The following is a 15,797-nucleotide window of genomic DNA, read 5'->3' on the forward strand; positions in this document are numbered from 1 at the left end:
CCACCGAATTGTTCTCAATTAGTACGTTGCTGTGTTAAAGCGGCTAGCGATAAACTTCGTTAGCGTGTTGATAAGTAGGACGACCACAATCAGTACGGTCGCTGTGCCGTATGCTTGGTTCCACTCGTCAATCGTAAACAGTTCCGTTGTGAGTTTGTACAGGTGAACCGTTAGGGTACGACCTGAATCTAACAGTGAGTCTGGGACACGTGCCACCATACCGGCTGTTAGAAATACCGGTGCAGATTCACCGATTACACGACCAATACTTAGAATGACCGAAGTAAGAATACCTGGAGTTGCACTTGGCAGTATAAGGCGCCAAATGGTGTAGATTTTCGATGCACCCAAACCGTAAGAACCTTCACGGTAAGTTTGCGGTACCGCCATTAATGCTTCTTCTGTGGTACGAATGATAACCGGCAGAATCAGGATACTCAGCGTTAGTGCACCCGATAGAATCGAGAAGCCGAAGCCCAAGATAACCACGAAGAACGTCATACCGAACAGACCGAAGATAATTGACGGAATACCTGCCAATGACTCAGTACAGAAACGGATGACCTTAACCAACTTACTGCCTACTTTCGCATATTCGGTCAAGTAAATGGCCGTCATAATGCCCAGTGGTGCAGCGACTGCAATCGACGCCATGACCATGTAAATGGTCGAGATGATCATCGGGAAGATGCCCTTCTCTTTGCCCGTTGCAGTGTAGTTGTCAGTAATGAAGTTCCAATCCACGTGCTGAAGACCGTTAGAAAGGATGTACCAAATAATCCAGAACAAGAAGCCAACGGTCAGCGCTGCGGCTGCCCATACAAAGGCGTTTAGAATCGCGTCTTTTTGGTCACGCGCTTTCTTTAGTTTTACTGTATCCATAATAATTACTTCGCTTTCTCACGGTTCAAGTAAAGTAGAGCTGAGTTGAGCATCATGATAAATACCAGAAGCACAACACCAGTCGCGTAGAGCGCGTTTGCGTGAACGCCACTTGCGTAAGACATTTCGATCGCGATGTTCGCGGTAAGCTACGTGCTGATTCCAAAATGCTACCTGGCATCGCTGGCGCGTTACCCATTACCATGATGATGGCCATGGTTTCGCCTAGTGCACGACCGATACCCAGAATGACGCCAGTCATAATGCCTGAACGAGCTGCCGGAACGAGAAGTTTGAAAATGGTGTAAATTTTTGATGCGCCAAGAGCCAATGAGCCCTCTTTGTACGTGCGAGGCACCGCGCGAATCGACGTTTCAGATACCGTAATGACCGTCGGCAGAATCATTACGCCAAGTACAATGATACCGGCAAGAATCGTGTTACCAGCAGGAACATTAAAGATTTGCTGAATAAGCGGTACGATAATAATCAGGCCGAAGAAGCCGTAAACAACCGATGGGATACCCGCAAGTAGCTCAACCGCTGGGCGGATAATGTCAGCTAGACGTTTTGGCGCAATCTCGGCGATGAAAATAGCCGTTAGAACACCAATAGGTACACCAACCACTACCGCGCCAAGCGTTGACACAACCGATGCGACAATCATGGTGGCAACACCATAAAGCGCCGGCGGTAGCCAGTGCTGACCAAGTACGATTCCAGAAACACCCGCTTCTTGGAATGCAGGAATACTTTCTTTAACGATGAAGTAAGCAATAACAGCAAGGGAAAGGATGCCGACTACTGCACTGGTTAGGAAAAGTCCGTGGAAGATTCTCTCTTTCCAATCCACTCGTTTTTGGGTTTTTAGGCCTCGAGTGCCAGACTGAGTCGCTTCATTGTTCATAAGCTTCTCACTATTTGTTGCGATGGTCATAATTCTGCTTCTATGTTTGTATTACTTCGATAGACGCGCAAAAGGCTCAGCCCTAAAAGGCGGGCTGAGCAACTTAAATAATTTACTGGTTCGATTAGTTTACAGTGATGTAACCTTTCTTAGCTGATAGTGCTTGAGCTTCGTCGCCAACCATCCAGTCTAGGAACTGTTGAGTTTCAGCTGATGGCTTGCCATCTTTGTAAAGAACAAGGAATGGACGAGCAACTTTGTAAGAACCACTCTTCACGTTGTCTACTGTTGCTGCAGCGCCGTCAATAACTAGAGGCTGAACTGTGTTGTCTACTGTACCTAGAGAGATGTAGCCAATAGCGTATGGGTTGCTAGCTACAGATACTTTCAGTGCACCATTACCGTTAGCAACTTGAGCACGTTGAGAGATAGCCGATACTTTCTTACCGCTGATCTTCATTTTTAGTTTCATGATGTCTTCGAATGCACCACGAGTACCTGAAGCGGTATCACGAGTGATAGCAACGATTGGCTTGTTTTCACCGCCAACTTGGCTCCAGTTAGTGATTTCGCCTTTGTAGATGCTTGTGATTTGCTCTGACGTTAGCTCTTTAACACTGTTGTTTGGGTTAACAACAACTGCGATACCGTCACGAGCGATAACTAGCTCTTTAAGGTCTGCTGATTTTTCTTCCGGCTTTAGGTCACGAGAAGAGATACCTAGGTCTGCGCTGCCATCCTTCGCTGCACGAATACCTGCTGAAGAACCTGGTGCTTGAATTTCGATAAACACTGGTTCGCCTTTGTTCATGTAAGTTTCTGCAAAAACCTCAACCAGTGGAGAAGCACTATTAGAACCTACTACAGAGATAGTTTCTTTTGCTGAAGCTGATGTCACTGTTAGTGCGCCTAGTAGAGCGATTGCACCGATAACTGTCTTTTTCATCACAATTTCCTTTAATGGCTTGATTGCCTTGTTTCGTTTGAACGCTGACAAGATTAGTAGCCAAATATGACAGTTGTGTTTCAGTTACTTGAAAGGTCTATGACAAATGAGAATTTTGAAGATGGAGGTTTATGGGAGAAGATCACCTAAAATCAGTGATTTATCATGAATAGTTGAGTACAAACACCAATATGACAGTCAAAAATTGTACGGTAATCTTTGTCATAAAGTGGTTTGTTTGGGGAAAGTTTGAGCGCTACTCACGATCAAAAAAGGCCTCAATGAGGCCTTTTTACGGTTATTCGCTATCTTGTTGCTTAGGTTTTTTCTTCGGAATGAACACAGAATCACCCACAGCCACATTTTTATAGAAGGTTTTGTCGCGATTCGCTGGCTTCTTAGGTGCCGCCTTCTTATGCTGTGCTTTGCCTTTAGCCGCTTGCGCTTTCTTTTTGAAGGCCGGTTTCTTAGGACGGAAACCTTTAAACTTACCTTTCAGACCTTCTAGTACCGAGAAGCTAATATCCTGCTGAAGGAATGCCTCAACACGCTTAAAGCTATCCCAGTCTTTTGGACCAACCAAAGAGATGGCATCACCTTTATTACCCGCACGGCCAGTACGGCCTACGCGGTGTACGTATTCTTCGGTGTGCTTTGGCATATCGAAGTTAATCACGTGAGTCACTGTTGCGATGTCGAGACCTCGTGAAGCCACATCTGTGGTCACTAGGATCTTAAATACGTGACGTTCAAACTGACTCATAATGGTGTTGCGCTGAGTCTGGTTTAAATTACCGCTTAACGCGATAGCCTTAAGCTGTTTTTCATTGAGCCATTTAGTCAAACGATCAGTATCAACACGAGTCGCAGTAAAGATGATCACCTGCTTGTACTCGGCTTCTTCAAGGATACGCTCTAGCAACGCTTCTTTGTGATCGAGATGATCACACAGATAGAATTTCTGAGTGATGTCTTTGTGCTCTTCGTTGGATACACCAATCGAGATACGTTTTGGCGCGTCCAACATCTCTGCTGCAATGTCGTTGACTTCAGCGTGATCAAGCGTCGCAGAAAACATCAATGTTTGACGGCGACGGTGTTTCGCTGCGTTGTGGATGCGGCGAAGCTCTGGAGCAAAACCGAGATCCAACATACGGTCAGCTTCATCAAGAACCAAAGTTTCCAAACCGTCTAAAAACAGTGAGCGGTGCTCTAAGTGGTCAGCCAAACGTCCTGGCGTCGCAACAATGAACTTTGGAAAACGACGCAGCGCTTTCACTTGGTCGTTAAAGTTTTCACCACCTAAGATAAGCGTTGCCTCGTAAGACAAACCACCTAGCATAGATTTAAGTTCACCGTATACCTGCTTTGCCAATTCACGCGTTGGTGCCAGAATCACGCCACGTGGATCTTTTGCAGAAAATGCTTTGCTCTTAAGAGATTTATGCAGCATTGGCAATACAAATGCCAAAGTCTTGCCAGAGCCCGTTTTTGAAGACGCCAGCAAATCTTTACCAGCAATGGCTACCGGAATAGCTTGTTTCTGGATGTCAGTCGCTTTTTTAAAGTCGTAATGACTTAAGTTCTTCAATAGTCGGTTATCTAGGCCAAGTTCTTTAAATTGCAATGCAAGTTCTCCTCAGACGGTTGCAGGCTAAAAATGAGGGCGCATGATACCCGATAATTCTCCTTGTCACCAGCGAACAATCGAGGCGAAAAACGGGGTCAATACACACATTGTAGGATAAGCCTGAATCACATTTGCTCGCTTATTGACCCCAAAAAAATAAAATCAGCGGTTACAGGGACTTATCATGGGATGTTTCCATCTACGTGATTCAGATCACATTAATCTTGCTGAGGTTAATCTCATAATTAAGACAAAGGAAGATTAACCCCAAAATGGCGTAATTTTTTGGTTTTTCTGACTTTTAAATAATTTGCGTTCTTAAAATTAGGCACTAAACTCAGAAATAGCTTTATGCGAACATTCACGTTGCAGGGCTGTTCTAAATACTAATCCTGAAGGAGCTTATAATGAAGAAAGTTTTAATTGCAGCTGCAGCATCGTCAGTTTTACTACTTGCAGGTTGTGCGTCTGGTCCAGATGAAGCAACAACAGCAAAAATGGATGACCTAAGCAACCAAGTTAGCCAGCTAAGTGCAGACGTTCAAGCGCTTAAAAACGAAGTACAAGCAGGCAACAAGAATGCAATGGCAGCTCAAGAAGAAGCTGAACGTGCAAACGAGCGTATCGACAACATCGCTCAATCTTACACTAAGTAAGACACTAGTTAAGACAATGAAAAGCGCCCACGATATCGTGGGCGTTTTTTTGTCTACGTTACAGTGAGCAACCGAGTTATCTCGGTCGCTCTATATGCAGTTACTCCAAATCATCCATCGCTGGCACCACCTCAATAGGCACGCCGTTTTGAGCTAATACCGCTGCACGAGCAATTTGGTCTCGGATCCCGTACTCTTCTAGCCACCAAGTTAGCTCTTGGGGGAGTTCCATCGCTTTTTTGGTGCCGTCGCTACGAGTGAGAGGCTCATGAGCCTCGATAAAGACGCTTCTATCAGGCTCAAGCGCTATTTTGATTGGTTCGTCAATCACACGAACTTTAGTGCCAAGCTTCACTTGATAGAACAGCCAATCGATATCTTTAGGATCCATCCGAATACAGCCTGCACTCACGCGAAGCCCAATGCCGAAGTCTTTGTTGGTACCGTGAATCAAATAACTACCTGTACCGTAGGCAAGACGCATCGCGTAATCACCGAGCGGATTCTCAGGCCCTGCTGGCACAACATCCGGGAGCTCAATCCCTTTTGCTAAGTAGTCTTTACGGATAGAGTTCGGTGGTGTCCAAGTTGGGTTTTCACGCAATTGACTGATCGTCGTGGTCATTTCGGGGGTGTCTTGGCCAATACGCCCAATACCTACTGGGAAAATGTGCACCAAGTTTTTGTCTGGCTCAAAGTAATACAGACGCAGTTCAGCCAAGTTGATCACGATACCTTCGTAATCAACCTCAGGCAGAATAGCTTGAGATGGTATGGTCAATACGTAGCCTTCAGGTGGCAAAAATGGGTCGACACCTTTGTTGGCGGCCATCAGTGACAAAAAGCCCACATCGTAGCGCTTAGCGATGTCAGACATGGTCTCACCCGCTTCAACGCTGTGGTACTGGAGCGTTCCAACCATATTGCTACCATCAGTTGGAAGCTCAAAAGTCGCTGCGCTTAACCACTGAGAAAATCCTAAGCAAGCTGCCAGTAAGGTCTTACGTAACATCAATATTGATCCTTAGCTTCTTTGTATAGAGCTAAGGTTATCTCTCTTTGTGTCTTGTGATCAACTATTGGTGCCGGATAGGCTACACCATCGAAGTGCGGCCACGTCCATGGCTTATGGATAAATTTGTTAGGCACATCGCGAAGCTCAGGCAGCCATGTGCGAATAAATTCACCTTGGGCATCGAATCGCTCACCCTGGGTGATAGGGTTGAAAATCCGAAAATAGGGCTGTCCATCGCACCCTGTCGACGCACACCACTGCCATCCGCCGTTATTCGCTGCGAAGTCGCCATCCACTAGTTTGCTCATAAAATAACGCTCGCCTCGACGCCAATCGATGTTGAGATCTTTGGTCAAAAAGCTCGCGACAATCATTCTCAGTCTGTTGTGCATCCAACCTGTCTGGTTAAGCTGCTGCATCGCCGCATCTACAATCGGGTAGCCTGTTTTTCCTTCACACCAACGCTCAAACCACGCGTCCTCTCCAGGCCAGCGTAGCCCCTTCTCCCACTCTAAATAGCCTTTGTGCTTCGAGAGCTTCGGTTCAAAGTGGATGAGATGTTGATAGAACTCTCGCCAAATAAGCTCACTGAGCCATACTTGTGCCCCTTCAGACAAAGGCTCACCCTCGGCATCATAGTAAAGGCGAGCTATGCATTGACGAACAGACAACGCGCCAATCGCTAAATAGGGACTCAATTGACTCGTACCATCAATCGCCGGTATGTCACGTTCGTTGTGATAGTTGCGTACGGATTCATCAGAGAACTGCCTCAAACGGGTCAATATTGAATCTGTCGATACAGGATATTGACGGCTATCTTGCCTTGGATAAGTAAAGCATTCCTCCAAAGAAGTTAAACCTTGGAAGTCAGCTGTACAAGGTGCGGAGACTAATGGCTTAACAACTTCAACTCTTGAAAACTGATTTTGCCATGCCTTTCTAAATGGCGTGAATACTTTAAAGTACCCGCCTTGTTTGTTAAGAACGCTACCTGGCAACATCATGCACTTGTCATCAAAGGCGCTCACATTTACGCCATTATTAGCCGCCAGCAACTCTAGTTGCTCTACTCGCTGACTTTCATTGAACTCGTAATCTCGGTTTAGATAGATATCACCGATACCATGTTTGGTGCAGAATTCTACAAGCCACTGATTGGCTCCATCGAAGTTATCAGAACACCCCACTACCAGAGGTATGTTGAGCGCACTGAGCTCATTCTCGAGCTCTTTCAAACGTCTAAATATCAAATCCGCTTGGATTGGAGCAAGGTCATGCTCAGCCCATTGCTGCGGCGTAACGATAAAACAGGCAACCACAGGCTTGACGCCGTCGATGGCAGCGATTAGTGCAGTATTGTCAATGGTTCTGAGATCACGATTAAAAAGGACAAGCTTCATTCTAGGTGCTCGCTTTGTTGCTAATTAAATGTTCAATAACAGGCGATAAAAACCACGGTGTCTCGCTCTGCTCTTTTTGAAGCCGAATAGCCTCTAACTGCTTCTCTGACAGAGATTTCTCTGCAAATAAGTGGATGGAATCAAAGCTGACGCCCTCTGAAAGTAAAGACGATATATCTTCAACACCATCCATAAAGGTCGCATTGACACCCTTTTCTGCGAGCCTTGCGTAACTCAACCAAGCAAAGACATTGCCGGTCACATCCATATTGACGACAAGTGCTGAATTGCCCTGTTTGCGCTTTCTTTCGGCATGGGCTGACACAGCAAGTTTTTGTATCATGGCCGTTTTGAAAAGAGATTGCTGAATCGCTTTCGGACTGGTTTTAAGAAAGTCTGTCGCGTTGAGAACGGGCATGACAAACTTAGACTCCACCACGGCAAGAGGATAGGCCTTCAAAACAGTATCAATGACGGCGTCCAGTTTTTTGCTATCCAAATTACCCAGAGCATCAAGCAGAACCGCCACTTCTTCAAGCTGCTCAGTGTCAGCCGCTGTGTGAGCGAGGGTTTCCGAATCGAGCAGCGCCTTAACTTTTCCGATCGACACGCCTTTACCTAGCCAGCTCTGTATCGTATTGATACGCTCTATGTCTTGTGCACTGTAGACACGATGGCCTTTCTCTGTGCGTTGCGGCTGGATCAGACTATAACGCCGTTGCCAAGCTCGTAAAGTAACGGGCTTAACACCCGTCATATCAGAGACTTCGCGTATCGCATACATTCGTTCACTACAATCCATATCTCAGACGCATCTCCTCTGGGTGAGGTTGTAAAAATTTCTGCTGCGCTAAATAGTCATCAGGGTAAGTGCTTAAATAGTGCTTGAGCAGAGTTAGTGGTGCTAAGATCGGCAGTAATCCTGTACGATACTCATCAATGACACGCGCGAGCTCCGCTTTTTCGTCCTTGTTGAGCGACCGCTTGAAATAGCCTTGAATGTGCATAAGGACGTTAGTCACGTTTTTGCGGCTCGCTCTATTTTTGAGACCTTCCATTAGGCCAAGTCGATAAGCTTTGTAAAAATCTGCTGGATCATAGTCTGCTTGGTTAGCGACAAGGCGACCTAGCTCCTTGTAAGATTGAGGATCGTGTGCCATTAGAGTCAGTTTGTATCGAGAGTGAAAAGCAACGATTTTGCCTGCTGTAGGCTCTCCTCCCATTGACTCATAAAAGTCTTTTAGGCCGAAAACCCGAGTAATGAAGTTTTCCTTGAGTACTGGATCGTTAAGACGACCGTCCTCCTCTACGGGAAGCCACGGCATTCTCTTCATTAAGTGCTGGGTATAAAGGCCTACGCCATCAGTTCTTGCGTGTCCTCTGGTATAGACTTTTACTCGCTCCATACCACAACTCGGCGACTTGGCACATACGATGTAACCGCACATTTCGGTATCTTCAAGCTCGGCGACTTTTTGGGTAGTAAATTGCATCATCCCGTCAGTATGATCTTTAGTTTCATCTTTTGTATCTACTAACGCGATACGTTCTTCGTTGCTCATTAAACGAATGGTAGGACGAGGAACGGGCAATCCCATCCCAACCTCAGGGCAGACTGAAACGAAGTCAAAGTAATCTCTAAGTTCTTTGTTCACATACGTACTCTGCTTGTGGCCAGAATCAAAACGTACTTTTTCACCCAACAAACAGGAACTAATACCCACTGTAATCTTATCGCTCATTGTCTTTCCCTCGAGTTCTCACGCTTTCTAACGTTGTACAAAATATTTATATGTATAAGTATTAGACTATTTCTATAAGTGATACAAAATTTTCTTTTGTACAATTGTATGGTTGCCGCAGGCAAATGGTTCACTCACGAGACAAATATTTCTCCCCCTTTCAATCATCGATAGAATCGATTGCCCAACCACTTTCAACAAAATTAGTTATCATTTAGCGAATTCCTGTTCGTTACCGACAAATTTGTGACTAAACTCTCATAGAGCCCTTTCCGGTCAAGTTAAAATCCTCATCAACAACGAACATAGCGTTCAACATAATTAGTTAAAATTTAGGAGCGACCCCCATGGCAACCCCTCATATCAATGCAAAACCAGGTGATTTCGCAGAGACAGTACTCATGCCAGGCGATCCACTTCGCGCACAATACATCGCAGAAACCTTCTTAGAAGACGTGGAGAAAGTGTGTGACGTTCGCAACATGTTTGGCTACACAGGTACCTACAAAGGCAAGCGAGTGTCAGTGATGGGTCACGGTATGGGCATCCCTTCTTGCTGTATCTACGTTCACGAACTTATCAAAGATTACGGCGTTAAAAACGTAATTCGCGTAGGTAGCTGTGGTGCGGTACGTGACGACGTCAACCTAATGGATGTTGTGATCGGTATGGGTGCGTCAACAGACTCTAAAGTGAACCGTATTCGATTCAATGACCACGATTTTGCTGCGATTGCTGATTTCGGTCTTCTAGAAGAAGCCGTGAAGCAAGCACGCATTAAAGAAGTACCGGTTAAAGTAGGTAACATCTTCTCGGCAGACCTGTTCTACACTCCAGAAGCCGATATCTTCGACAAAATGAAGCACCTTGGCATCCTAGGTGTCGATATGGAAGCAGCGGGTATCTACGGCGTTGCTGCAGACCTTGGCGCGAAAGCTCTAACGGTACTGACCGTATCTGACCACATCATCCGTGGTGAGAAACTAAGCTCAGAAGATCGCCAAAAATCGTTCAACGATATGATGGTCGTTGCACTAGAAACTGCAATCAACCTATAAAAGGAGAAAGCCAGCTCAAGCCTGAAGTGAGCTGGCTTTTTCTAACTGATTTAAAGACTTCATCGAGCCCTATAACAGTATTCTTGTATAGCAATCTTCATGTATAGCAATATTCATGGCTTGATGTCACCAAACCATAGGGGTGAACGTGTCAGAAGGCAAACTGCCGATGGCCGCGGACGGGTTACAGCTCAATTTTTGTAAAACATTGGCGTGTGACAATTTTGGACAAAGTGATGCAAACCTCTATATCCTGCAGCACCGTAACCCCAAACGGCCAGCGATGGTATGCCGCGAGTGTGGCGCGTTTCCCCCCTACTTAACAATCGAGAAGTGCTCAATGAACTGACTCGATTGAAGCAGCATCATCACGAAGGGCTCCCTTCGTGCAAAGATCCGCAATGCGAACACTTTGGACTGTCGGTACATACCCACAAAGAGCGTTATCACTCTTTTGGGTTTAGTGGCGATCGTCAACGTTATCGCTGTAAATCTTGCCAAGGCACCTTTGTTGATAAATGGTCGGGCAGTAATAAAAAACTGAGCTTCCAAGAGTCGTTACTTGGACTTTTGTTTACCGGATACTCAGTGCGCGAGATCTGTCGAAAGCTAAAAATCAATCCAAAAACCTTTTATGATCATATCGATCAGATTGCCAGTCGCTGTCGTCGTAAATTAGCGGATATCGATGGTCGTTGGATAAAGCACTCAGATTCATTCCATCTGGCCTCACATTATCGACCATTGCAGCCACAAAGCCACAACGGCGTTTTTTGGTTTGCAACCTGCGATGCCGATTCAGGTTATGTGCTGTGCCAACACACCAACTACAGCTCAGCCGATGCCGAGAATACACGAGAAGATCACGATGCCTATGCAGCGGGTACTCAAGTGCTCCCGAAAAACTACAGTGCAGAGACCAATCATGAGATCAACACCACGGCGACCGATTTGAAAGGACAAATTGATATTACTTATCAAAACATCCTTGCGCGTAGTAACGTCGAAGATCCTCTGGGTAACTTTGCCGAGTTTCATTACCCTGCTGTAGGCTCGCTAATTAGAGCCCCCTACACCTCTTATGCTCACTACTTATCGATTCTAGAATCGCTAAGCAGCGAGTCTGGAGAAAACAAAAAGCGCGTGACGGTATACATGCCACAAGATCCCGTGCTGCGCTCTGCCGCGCTTACTGTTTTTCTGGGTGAAATCCAACACGGTAACGTGGAGCTAATGTACGTAGAACAAGATGAACATTGGCAAGATGCACAGTCATCCGAGCTTATTGACGTGGTGCTGATGGGATGGTGGCGCGATCGCTGGGCGGTCACTAATCAATCTTCAGGGGCAAGCAAAGGAGTGTGTTACCTAGCGGGCAATAATCCAAATGCCTCTTATTGGCTACAAACCGCCTCAACCAAACAGGTTACCTTTTATCAAGACCGTTTCCACTTGCTGTTTGAAAGCTTTGTGAATGAACCAAGACGAAAACTACGACCTGCGGGGATCCACCCGCTGCTGGATATTTTCCGTGCTTGGCACAACCTGTGTTATCAAGACAAGCAAGGTCAGACGGCCGCTCAAAGATTGGGGGTCACCGAAGCACCGATGACCCTACGCTGCCTGCTTGAGTAGCTCATTTGTTACAAACAAGCGCTACAACCAATCGCTACAATCAAGCACTACAAAAAGAACAGCGAAATCCCAGCGAGCGCAAATAGAGTACCGACGACACTACGACGTGAAATTGGCTCACCACGGATGGCATAGATAATCAGAATGAACAAAGGACTGGTGGCAATCAAGGTTTGCGCGATAGCGGGATTAGCATGTTTAAGCGCAACCTGTTGCAACCAAAGAGCGAGGAATGTCCCTACAAAAATCGCTGCCAGCAACCAACACCAGTTTTTCTGACTCATGCCTTTGCTCTGCTCAACCATTTTTTGGTACGGTTTTTTCTCAACAAAACCAATAAAAAGCGCCACTGCTGCAACACCGATAGTGAGACGAATCAAAGCGCCCAGTAGCGGTGGTAAGTCTCCTTGCACCAACGCAAAATGGGAAATGACAACACCGCTTGCCTGGCACACGCTGGCCAGCAATCCAAATCCAATGCCTGACAAACTCGCTTTTTGATTGTGCTCATCGGCAGGTTGAAACACGACCGCGGTCACCGCAATGGCGGTGATAATCACGCCTAGCCAACTCTGAAACCCCAATGCCGTGCCAAGCGCCACCAAAGCGAGAACGCCGGATAGTGGCGGTGCTAATGATTCCAGCAATAGCGTTTTGCTGGCACCGATACGTTTTAGTGAAGCAAAGTAGGCACTATCACCAATCGCGATGCCTATGATGCCAGATATGCCGAGTATCCAGACATAACTCGCTTCTAGTTGCACATCCGGCATGGGAACGAAAGGCATCACCAGTAGCATCATTACCGATGCCAAAATACCCTTAATAATATTGAGCTGCATCGCAGAAAAGTGATGACTGAACTGACTGTATATCCATGTGGCAACTGCCCACACAATCGCAGCACCAATGGCTGCAAATTCACCAAGAAATTGCACTCAACCCTCTAATATTTATCAGTTTGCTATTGCATAATACATAATTATAACAAATACTTAACCAGCGTAAATTGATTACGCGATTCAATACTCTTCACCAAGGATGCATTATGTTTTTGGATTATTTTGCTTTAGGGCTGCTGGTATTCGTTGCCCTGGTTCTGTTCTACGGAATCATCGTCATTCACGACATCCCCTATGAGATCGCCAAAGAGCGAGATCATCCTCACCAGGATGCCATACATGTTGCGGGATGGGTAAGCTTATTTACGCTACACGCCATTTGGCCATTTTTGTGGATTTGGGCAACGCTATGGCGAAATGAACGTGGCTGGGGCTTCCATAAACTAGAGGAAGAGCAACACGATTTACATCACCGTTTAGAAAAGCTCATTGACCAAGTCGATGAACTCAAAAATGAGGTGAGCTACCTCAAGGGTAAGCAGGCTCAAGAGAAAGCCGCGACCACCCAAGTGCAGGCAGAGGAGAAGTAACCTATGGATCTATTATTAATATTAACCTACGCCGCACTGTGTATTGCTATCTTTAAGATCTTCAAGATACCTCTCAACAAATGGACAGTACCCACCGCCGTGTTAGGCGGCGTTGTTCTGGTTGGGACGTTGATTTTATTAATGAACTACAACCACCCATTTAGCCAGATTGGCGGCCAGTTCTACACCACCACACCGATTGTTTCCAGCGTGCGTGGCAAAGTCGTCTCAGTGGAAGTCGAAGCCAACCAACAGCTCAAGAAAGGTGATGTACTGTTTCGTATTGACCCTATTCCTTTCGAAGCTGAAGTCATTCGAGCTAAAGCAGCCCTTGCCGATGCTGAGCAAGACGTATTGGAGCTGGAAAGTGCCTACAAGGCCGCTCAATCCGATACCATCAAAGCACTCGCTGAACGTGATAAAGCCGAAAGAGAGTACAATCGATATCAACAAGGCTTTAAAAAAGGCGCATTCACTGAGCAACAAGTCGATACTCGCCTTCAAACCTTCAAAGCGAACCAAGCTGCGCTTGAAGCGGCACAAGCACAAGAAGAGAGCGCTCGACTTGCGTTTGAGTCGCAAATTTTCGGTGAGAACACCATGGTTGCTCAATTGAAAGCCCAACTGATTCAAGCCGAGTTTAATCTGCGAGAAACTACGGTTGTTGCTCCGACCGATGGCTACGTAACTCAACTAGCACTGAGACCAGGTATGATGGCGGTACCGCTGCCACTGGCACCACTCATGACCTTTGTTCATACAGAGCAAGATTTTTATGTGGGTGCGTTCAGACAAAACTCACTGCAACGTCTTAAATCAGGTTTTGAAGCGGAGTTTCTATTTAGAGCACTGCCGGGCAAAGTCTTTAAAGGCAAAGTTGTCGAGGTTCTTCCCACTATCCCTGAAGGCCAAATTCAAGCAAGCGGTACGTTACGAACCACTCAAACATTCAATACCACTGGCCGAGCTATGGTTAAGCTGGTCATTGACGATGATATGAGTGAGTACGTGCTACCAACGGGCTCTAACGTAGAAATTGCGGTGTATTCTGATAGCTTCACCCACGTTTCTATTATGCGTAAGGTACTGATCCGAATGAAGAGCTGGCAAAACTACCTCTACCTGGATCACTAAGTTAGCACCATCAAAAACGGCAACCTCATCGGTTGCCGTTTTTATATTGGGTGACTCATCACAAATACTGCTCAATCATCGTGGTGATTTTATCATCCGTTGGCGAAGTACCTGTCGAAAACACGCCGACGACATTGCCATCTCGGCCTACTAAGTATTTATAGAAATTCCACTTCGGGGTGACGCCGCTTTGCTTAGCGATTTCGGAAAAAACTGGGTTGACGTCGGAGCCTTTTACCGAACTACGCGCCATCATTGGAAAGGTCACACCATAATCGAGATAACAGACCTTCGCAGTATTCTCTTCACTGCCTCTATCTTGATTGAAATCGTTGGAAGGAAAGCCAACGACACTGAAGCCTTGGTCTTTGAACTGATTGTGGAGGGCTTCTAGCTGTTCAAATTGGCCGGTAAAACCGCATTGGCTGGCCGTATTCACCACCAGCAACACTTTGCCTTGATACTCGTCGCAAAGACTCACTGTATCGGCCGAGTTAAGTTTTCGCTGCGTGGAATCTAGGAGGGTTGGGCAACTGCTCGCCAGCGTTTCCTTAGCGAAAAGGCCAAATAACAGTCCGAGTATAAGTGCTTTAAAAACCATGCTCATTGCCACCTCCTTATTGCGAACATTTTCTTACGGGTAAAATCAAGAATAGTTCAAACCCCAAAAGGGCGCTATCTGGAAGCCTGTTTGGACCTAGGTCCTAGAGTAGGTATTGTCATATGGATAGCAAAACAGCCACGGTAATGTGGCTGTTTTGGATTCTGTAAAGCTTGTTGGTTATGCAAGCGTTGCTTTGAATTGCTCAAGCAGTTCACGCTGCTTATCAGTAAGATTCGTCGGCGTTTCCACCTGAATTTTTACCAATAAGTCACCCGTTTCACCTTTACGGCTCGTCACACCACGGCCGGTCATTTTGAATTTTCGACCCGATTGCGTTCCTGCAGGAATTTTAAGTTTAAAGCGACTGTCCAACACGTTGACTTCGACTTCACCGCCCAATGCCGCCGTCACCATTGATACTTTGGTCAAACAGATAAGGTCATTGCCATCACGTTCAAGGAAAGCATGTGAGCGAGTCGATATGGTCAAGAGCAAGTCACCCGCTGGGCCACCGTTGACACCCGGGCGGCCTTTACCAGAAAAGCGGATTTTCTCACCATCTTTAATGCCAGCCGGAACTTTTACATTGATCTTTTTGCTCTCACCATTGATAGGCAGTTCAACGACTTTCTCGGTACCTTGAATCGCATCAACGAAATCTACGGTTAATGTATATTCCTGATCTTGACCTTTTTCCGCTCTCGGGCGTCCACGTCCGCCACGAGCTTGAGAGAAAATGTCCTCAAAAACCAC

General features: G+C 46.2%; 14 protein-coding genes and 2 pseudogenes. 5 read left to right on the forward strand and 11 right to left on the reverse strand.

Annotated elements, in window-relative coordinates:
• Positions 1-18 precede the first annotated feature (18 nt).
• The 4 genes and pseudogenes from pstA to TZ48_RS12180 all read right to left on the reverse strand — a co-directional run bounded on the left by pstA (position 19) and on the right by TZ48_RS12180 (position 4,362).
• Positions 19-882 carry a phosphate ABC transporter permease PstA gene (gene pstA / locus TZ48_RS12165; RefSeq protein WP_112479337.1) on the reverse strand — a complete coding sequence of 288 codons (864 nt, stop codon included), beginning with the start codon at positions 880-882 and terminating at the stop codon, positions 19-21.
• Positions 883-887: 5 nt separating this feature from the next.
• Positions 888-1,819 (reverse strand): annotated as a pseudogene (gene pstC, locus TZ48_RS12170) (phosphate ABC transporter permease subunit PstC).
• 94 nt (positions 1,820-1,913) lie between these two features.
• Complete coding sequence (locus tag TZ48_RS12175; protein WP_112479338.1) at positions 1,914-2,735, reverse strand: phosphate ABC transporter substrate-binding protein; 822 nt, start codon at positions 2,733-2,735, stop codon at positions 1,914-1,916.
• A 298-nt stretch (positions 2,736-3,033) separates the two neighbouring features.
• On the reverse strand, positions 3,034-4,362 hold the full coding sequence (locus TZ48_RS12180; RefSeq protein WP_112479339.1) for a DEAD/DEAH box helicase: 1,329 nt from the start codon (positions 4,360-4,362) through the stop codon (positions 3,034-3,036).
• Between the two features lie 410 nt (positions 4,363-4,772).
• Between TZ48_RS12180 and TZ48_RS12185 the strand changes: the two genes are divergently transcribed.
• Positions 4,773-5,021, forward strand: a complete 249-nt coding sequence (locus TZ48_RS12185) for an Lpp/OprI family alanine-zipper lipoprotein (RefSeq protein ID WP_042495096.1) — start codon at positions 4,773-4,775, stop codon at positions 5,019-5,021.
• A gap of 100 nt (positions 5,022-5,121) precedes the next feature.
• Here the strand turns inward: TZ48_RS12185 and TZ48_RS12190 are convergent, their stop codons facing one another.
• The 4 genes from TZ48_RS12190 to TZ48_RS12205 are packed head-to-tail and all read right to left on the reverse strand — an operon-like array spanning position 5,122 to position 9,181.
• Positions 5,122-6,033 (reverse strand): L,D-transpeptidase family protein, encoded by a 912-nt coding sequence (locus TZ48_RS12190; RefSeq protein ID WP_112479341.1) that lies wholly within the window; start codon positions 6,031-6,033, stop codon positions 5,122-5,124.
• The gene (gene phrB, locus TZ48_RS12195; RefSeq protein ID WP_112479342.1) at positions 6,033-7,439 is read right to left on the reverse strand and encodes a deoxyribodipyrimidine photo-lyase; all 1,407 of its coding nucleotides are present in this window, start codon (positions 7,437-7,439) and stop codon (positions 6,033-6,035) included. Before phrB ends, TZ48_RS12190 begins: the two co-directional genes overlap by 1 nt.
• A gap of 1 nt (position 7,440) precedes the next feature.
• Complete coding sequence (locus tag TZ48_RS12200; protein WP_112479344.1) at positions 7,441-8,241, reverse strand: MerR family transcriptional regulator; 801 nt, start codon at positions 8,239-8,241, stop codon at positions 7,441-7,443.
• Positions 8,231-9,181 carry a YbgA family protein gene (locus TZ48_RS12205; protein WP_112479345.1) on the reverse strand — a complete coding sequence of 317 codons (951 nt, stop codon included), beginning with the start codon at positions 9,179-9,181 and terminating at the stop codon, positions 8,231-8,233. Before TZ48_RS12205 ends, TZ48_RS12200 begins: the two co-directional genes overlap by 11 nt.
• A 347-nt stretch (positions 9,182-9,528) precedes the next feature.
• Between TZ48_RS12205 and deoD the strand changes: the two genes are divergently transcribed.
• Both deoD and TZ48_RS12215 read left to right on the forward strand, forming a co-directional pair.
• Positions 9,529-10,239 carry a purine-nucleoside phosphorylase gene (deoD, locus tag TZ48_RS12210; protein ID WP_042495091.1) on the forward strand — a complete coding sequence of 237 codons (711 nt, stop codon included), beginning with the start codon at positions 9,529-9,531 and terminating at the stop codon, positions 10,237-10,239.
• 148 nt (positions 10,240-10,387) lie between these two features.
• A pseudogene (locus TZ48_RS12215) lies at positions 10,388-11,874 on the forward strand (transposase).
• A gap of 47 nt (positions 11,875-11,921) precedes the next feature.
• Here the strand turns inward: TZ48_RS12215 and TZ48_RS12220 are convergent.
• Positions 11,922-12,812 carry a DMT family transporter gene (locus tag TZ48_RS12220; protein ID WP_112479347.1) on the reverse strand — a complete coding sequence of 297 codons (891 nt, stop codon included), beginning with the start codon at positions 12,810-12,812 and terminating at the stop codon, positions 11,922-11,924.
• 110 nt (positions 12,813-12,922) lie between these two features.
• Between TZ48_RS12220 and TZ48_RS12225 the strand changes: the two genes are divergently transcribed.
• Positions 12,923-13,306: a DUF3302 domain-containing protein gene (locus TZ48_RS12225; RefSeq protein WP_042495088.1), complete on the forward strand. Its 384-nt coding sequence runs from the start codon at positions 12,923-12,925 to the stop codon at positions 13,304-13,306.
• 3 nt (positions 13,307-13,309) lie between these two features.
• Positions 13,310-14,440, forward strand: a complete 1,131-nt coding sequence (locus tag TZ48_RS12230) for an HlyD family secretion protein (protein ID WP_112479348.1) — start codon at positions 13,310-13,312, stop codon at positions 14,438-14,440.
• Positions 14,441-14,498: 58 nt separating this feature from the next.
• On the opposite strand, the gene TZ48_RS12235 is transcribed toward TZ48_RS12230, so the two are convergent.
• Together TZ48_RS12235 and TZ48_RS12240 are read right to left on the reverse strand one after the other, a co-directional pair.
• Positions 14,499-15,041 (reverse strand): glutathione peroxidase, encoded by a 543-nt coding sequence (locus TZ48_RS12235; protein ID WP_239670824.1) that lies wholly within the window; start codon positions 15,039-15,041, stop codon positions 14,499-14,501.
• A gap of 180 nt (positions 15,042-15,221) precedes the next feature.
• Positions 15,222-15,797, reverse strand: a 576-nt coding sequence (locus TZ48_RS12240) for a DnaJ C-terminal domain-containing protein (RefSeq protein ID WP_275426434.1), incomplete at its 5' end; no start/stop codon positions are given.

Origin of the sequence: Vibrio variabilis (assembly GCF_003263785.1) — a bacterium.
Taxonomy (GTDB): Bacteria; Pseudomonadota; Gammaproteobacteria; order Enterobacterales; family Vibrionaceae; genus Vibrio; species Vibrio variabilis.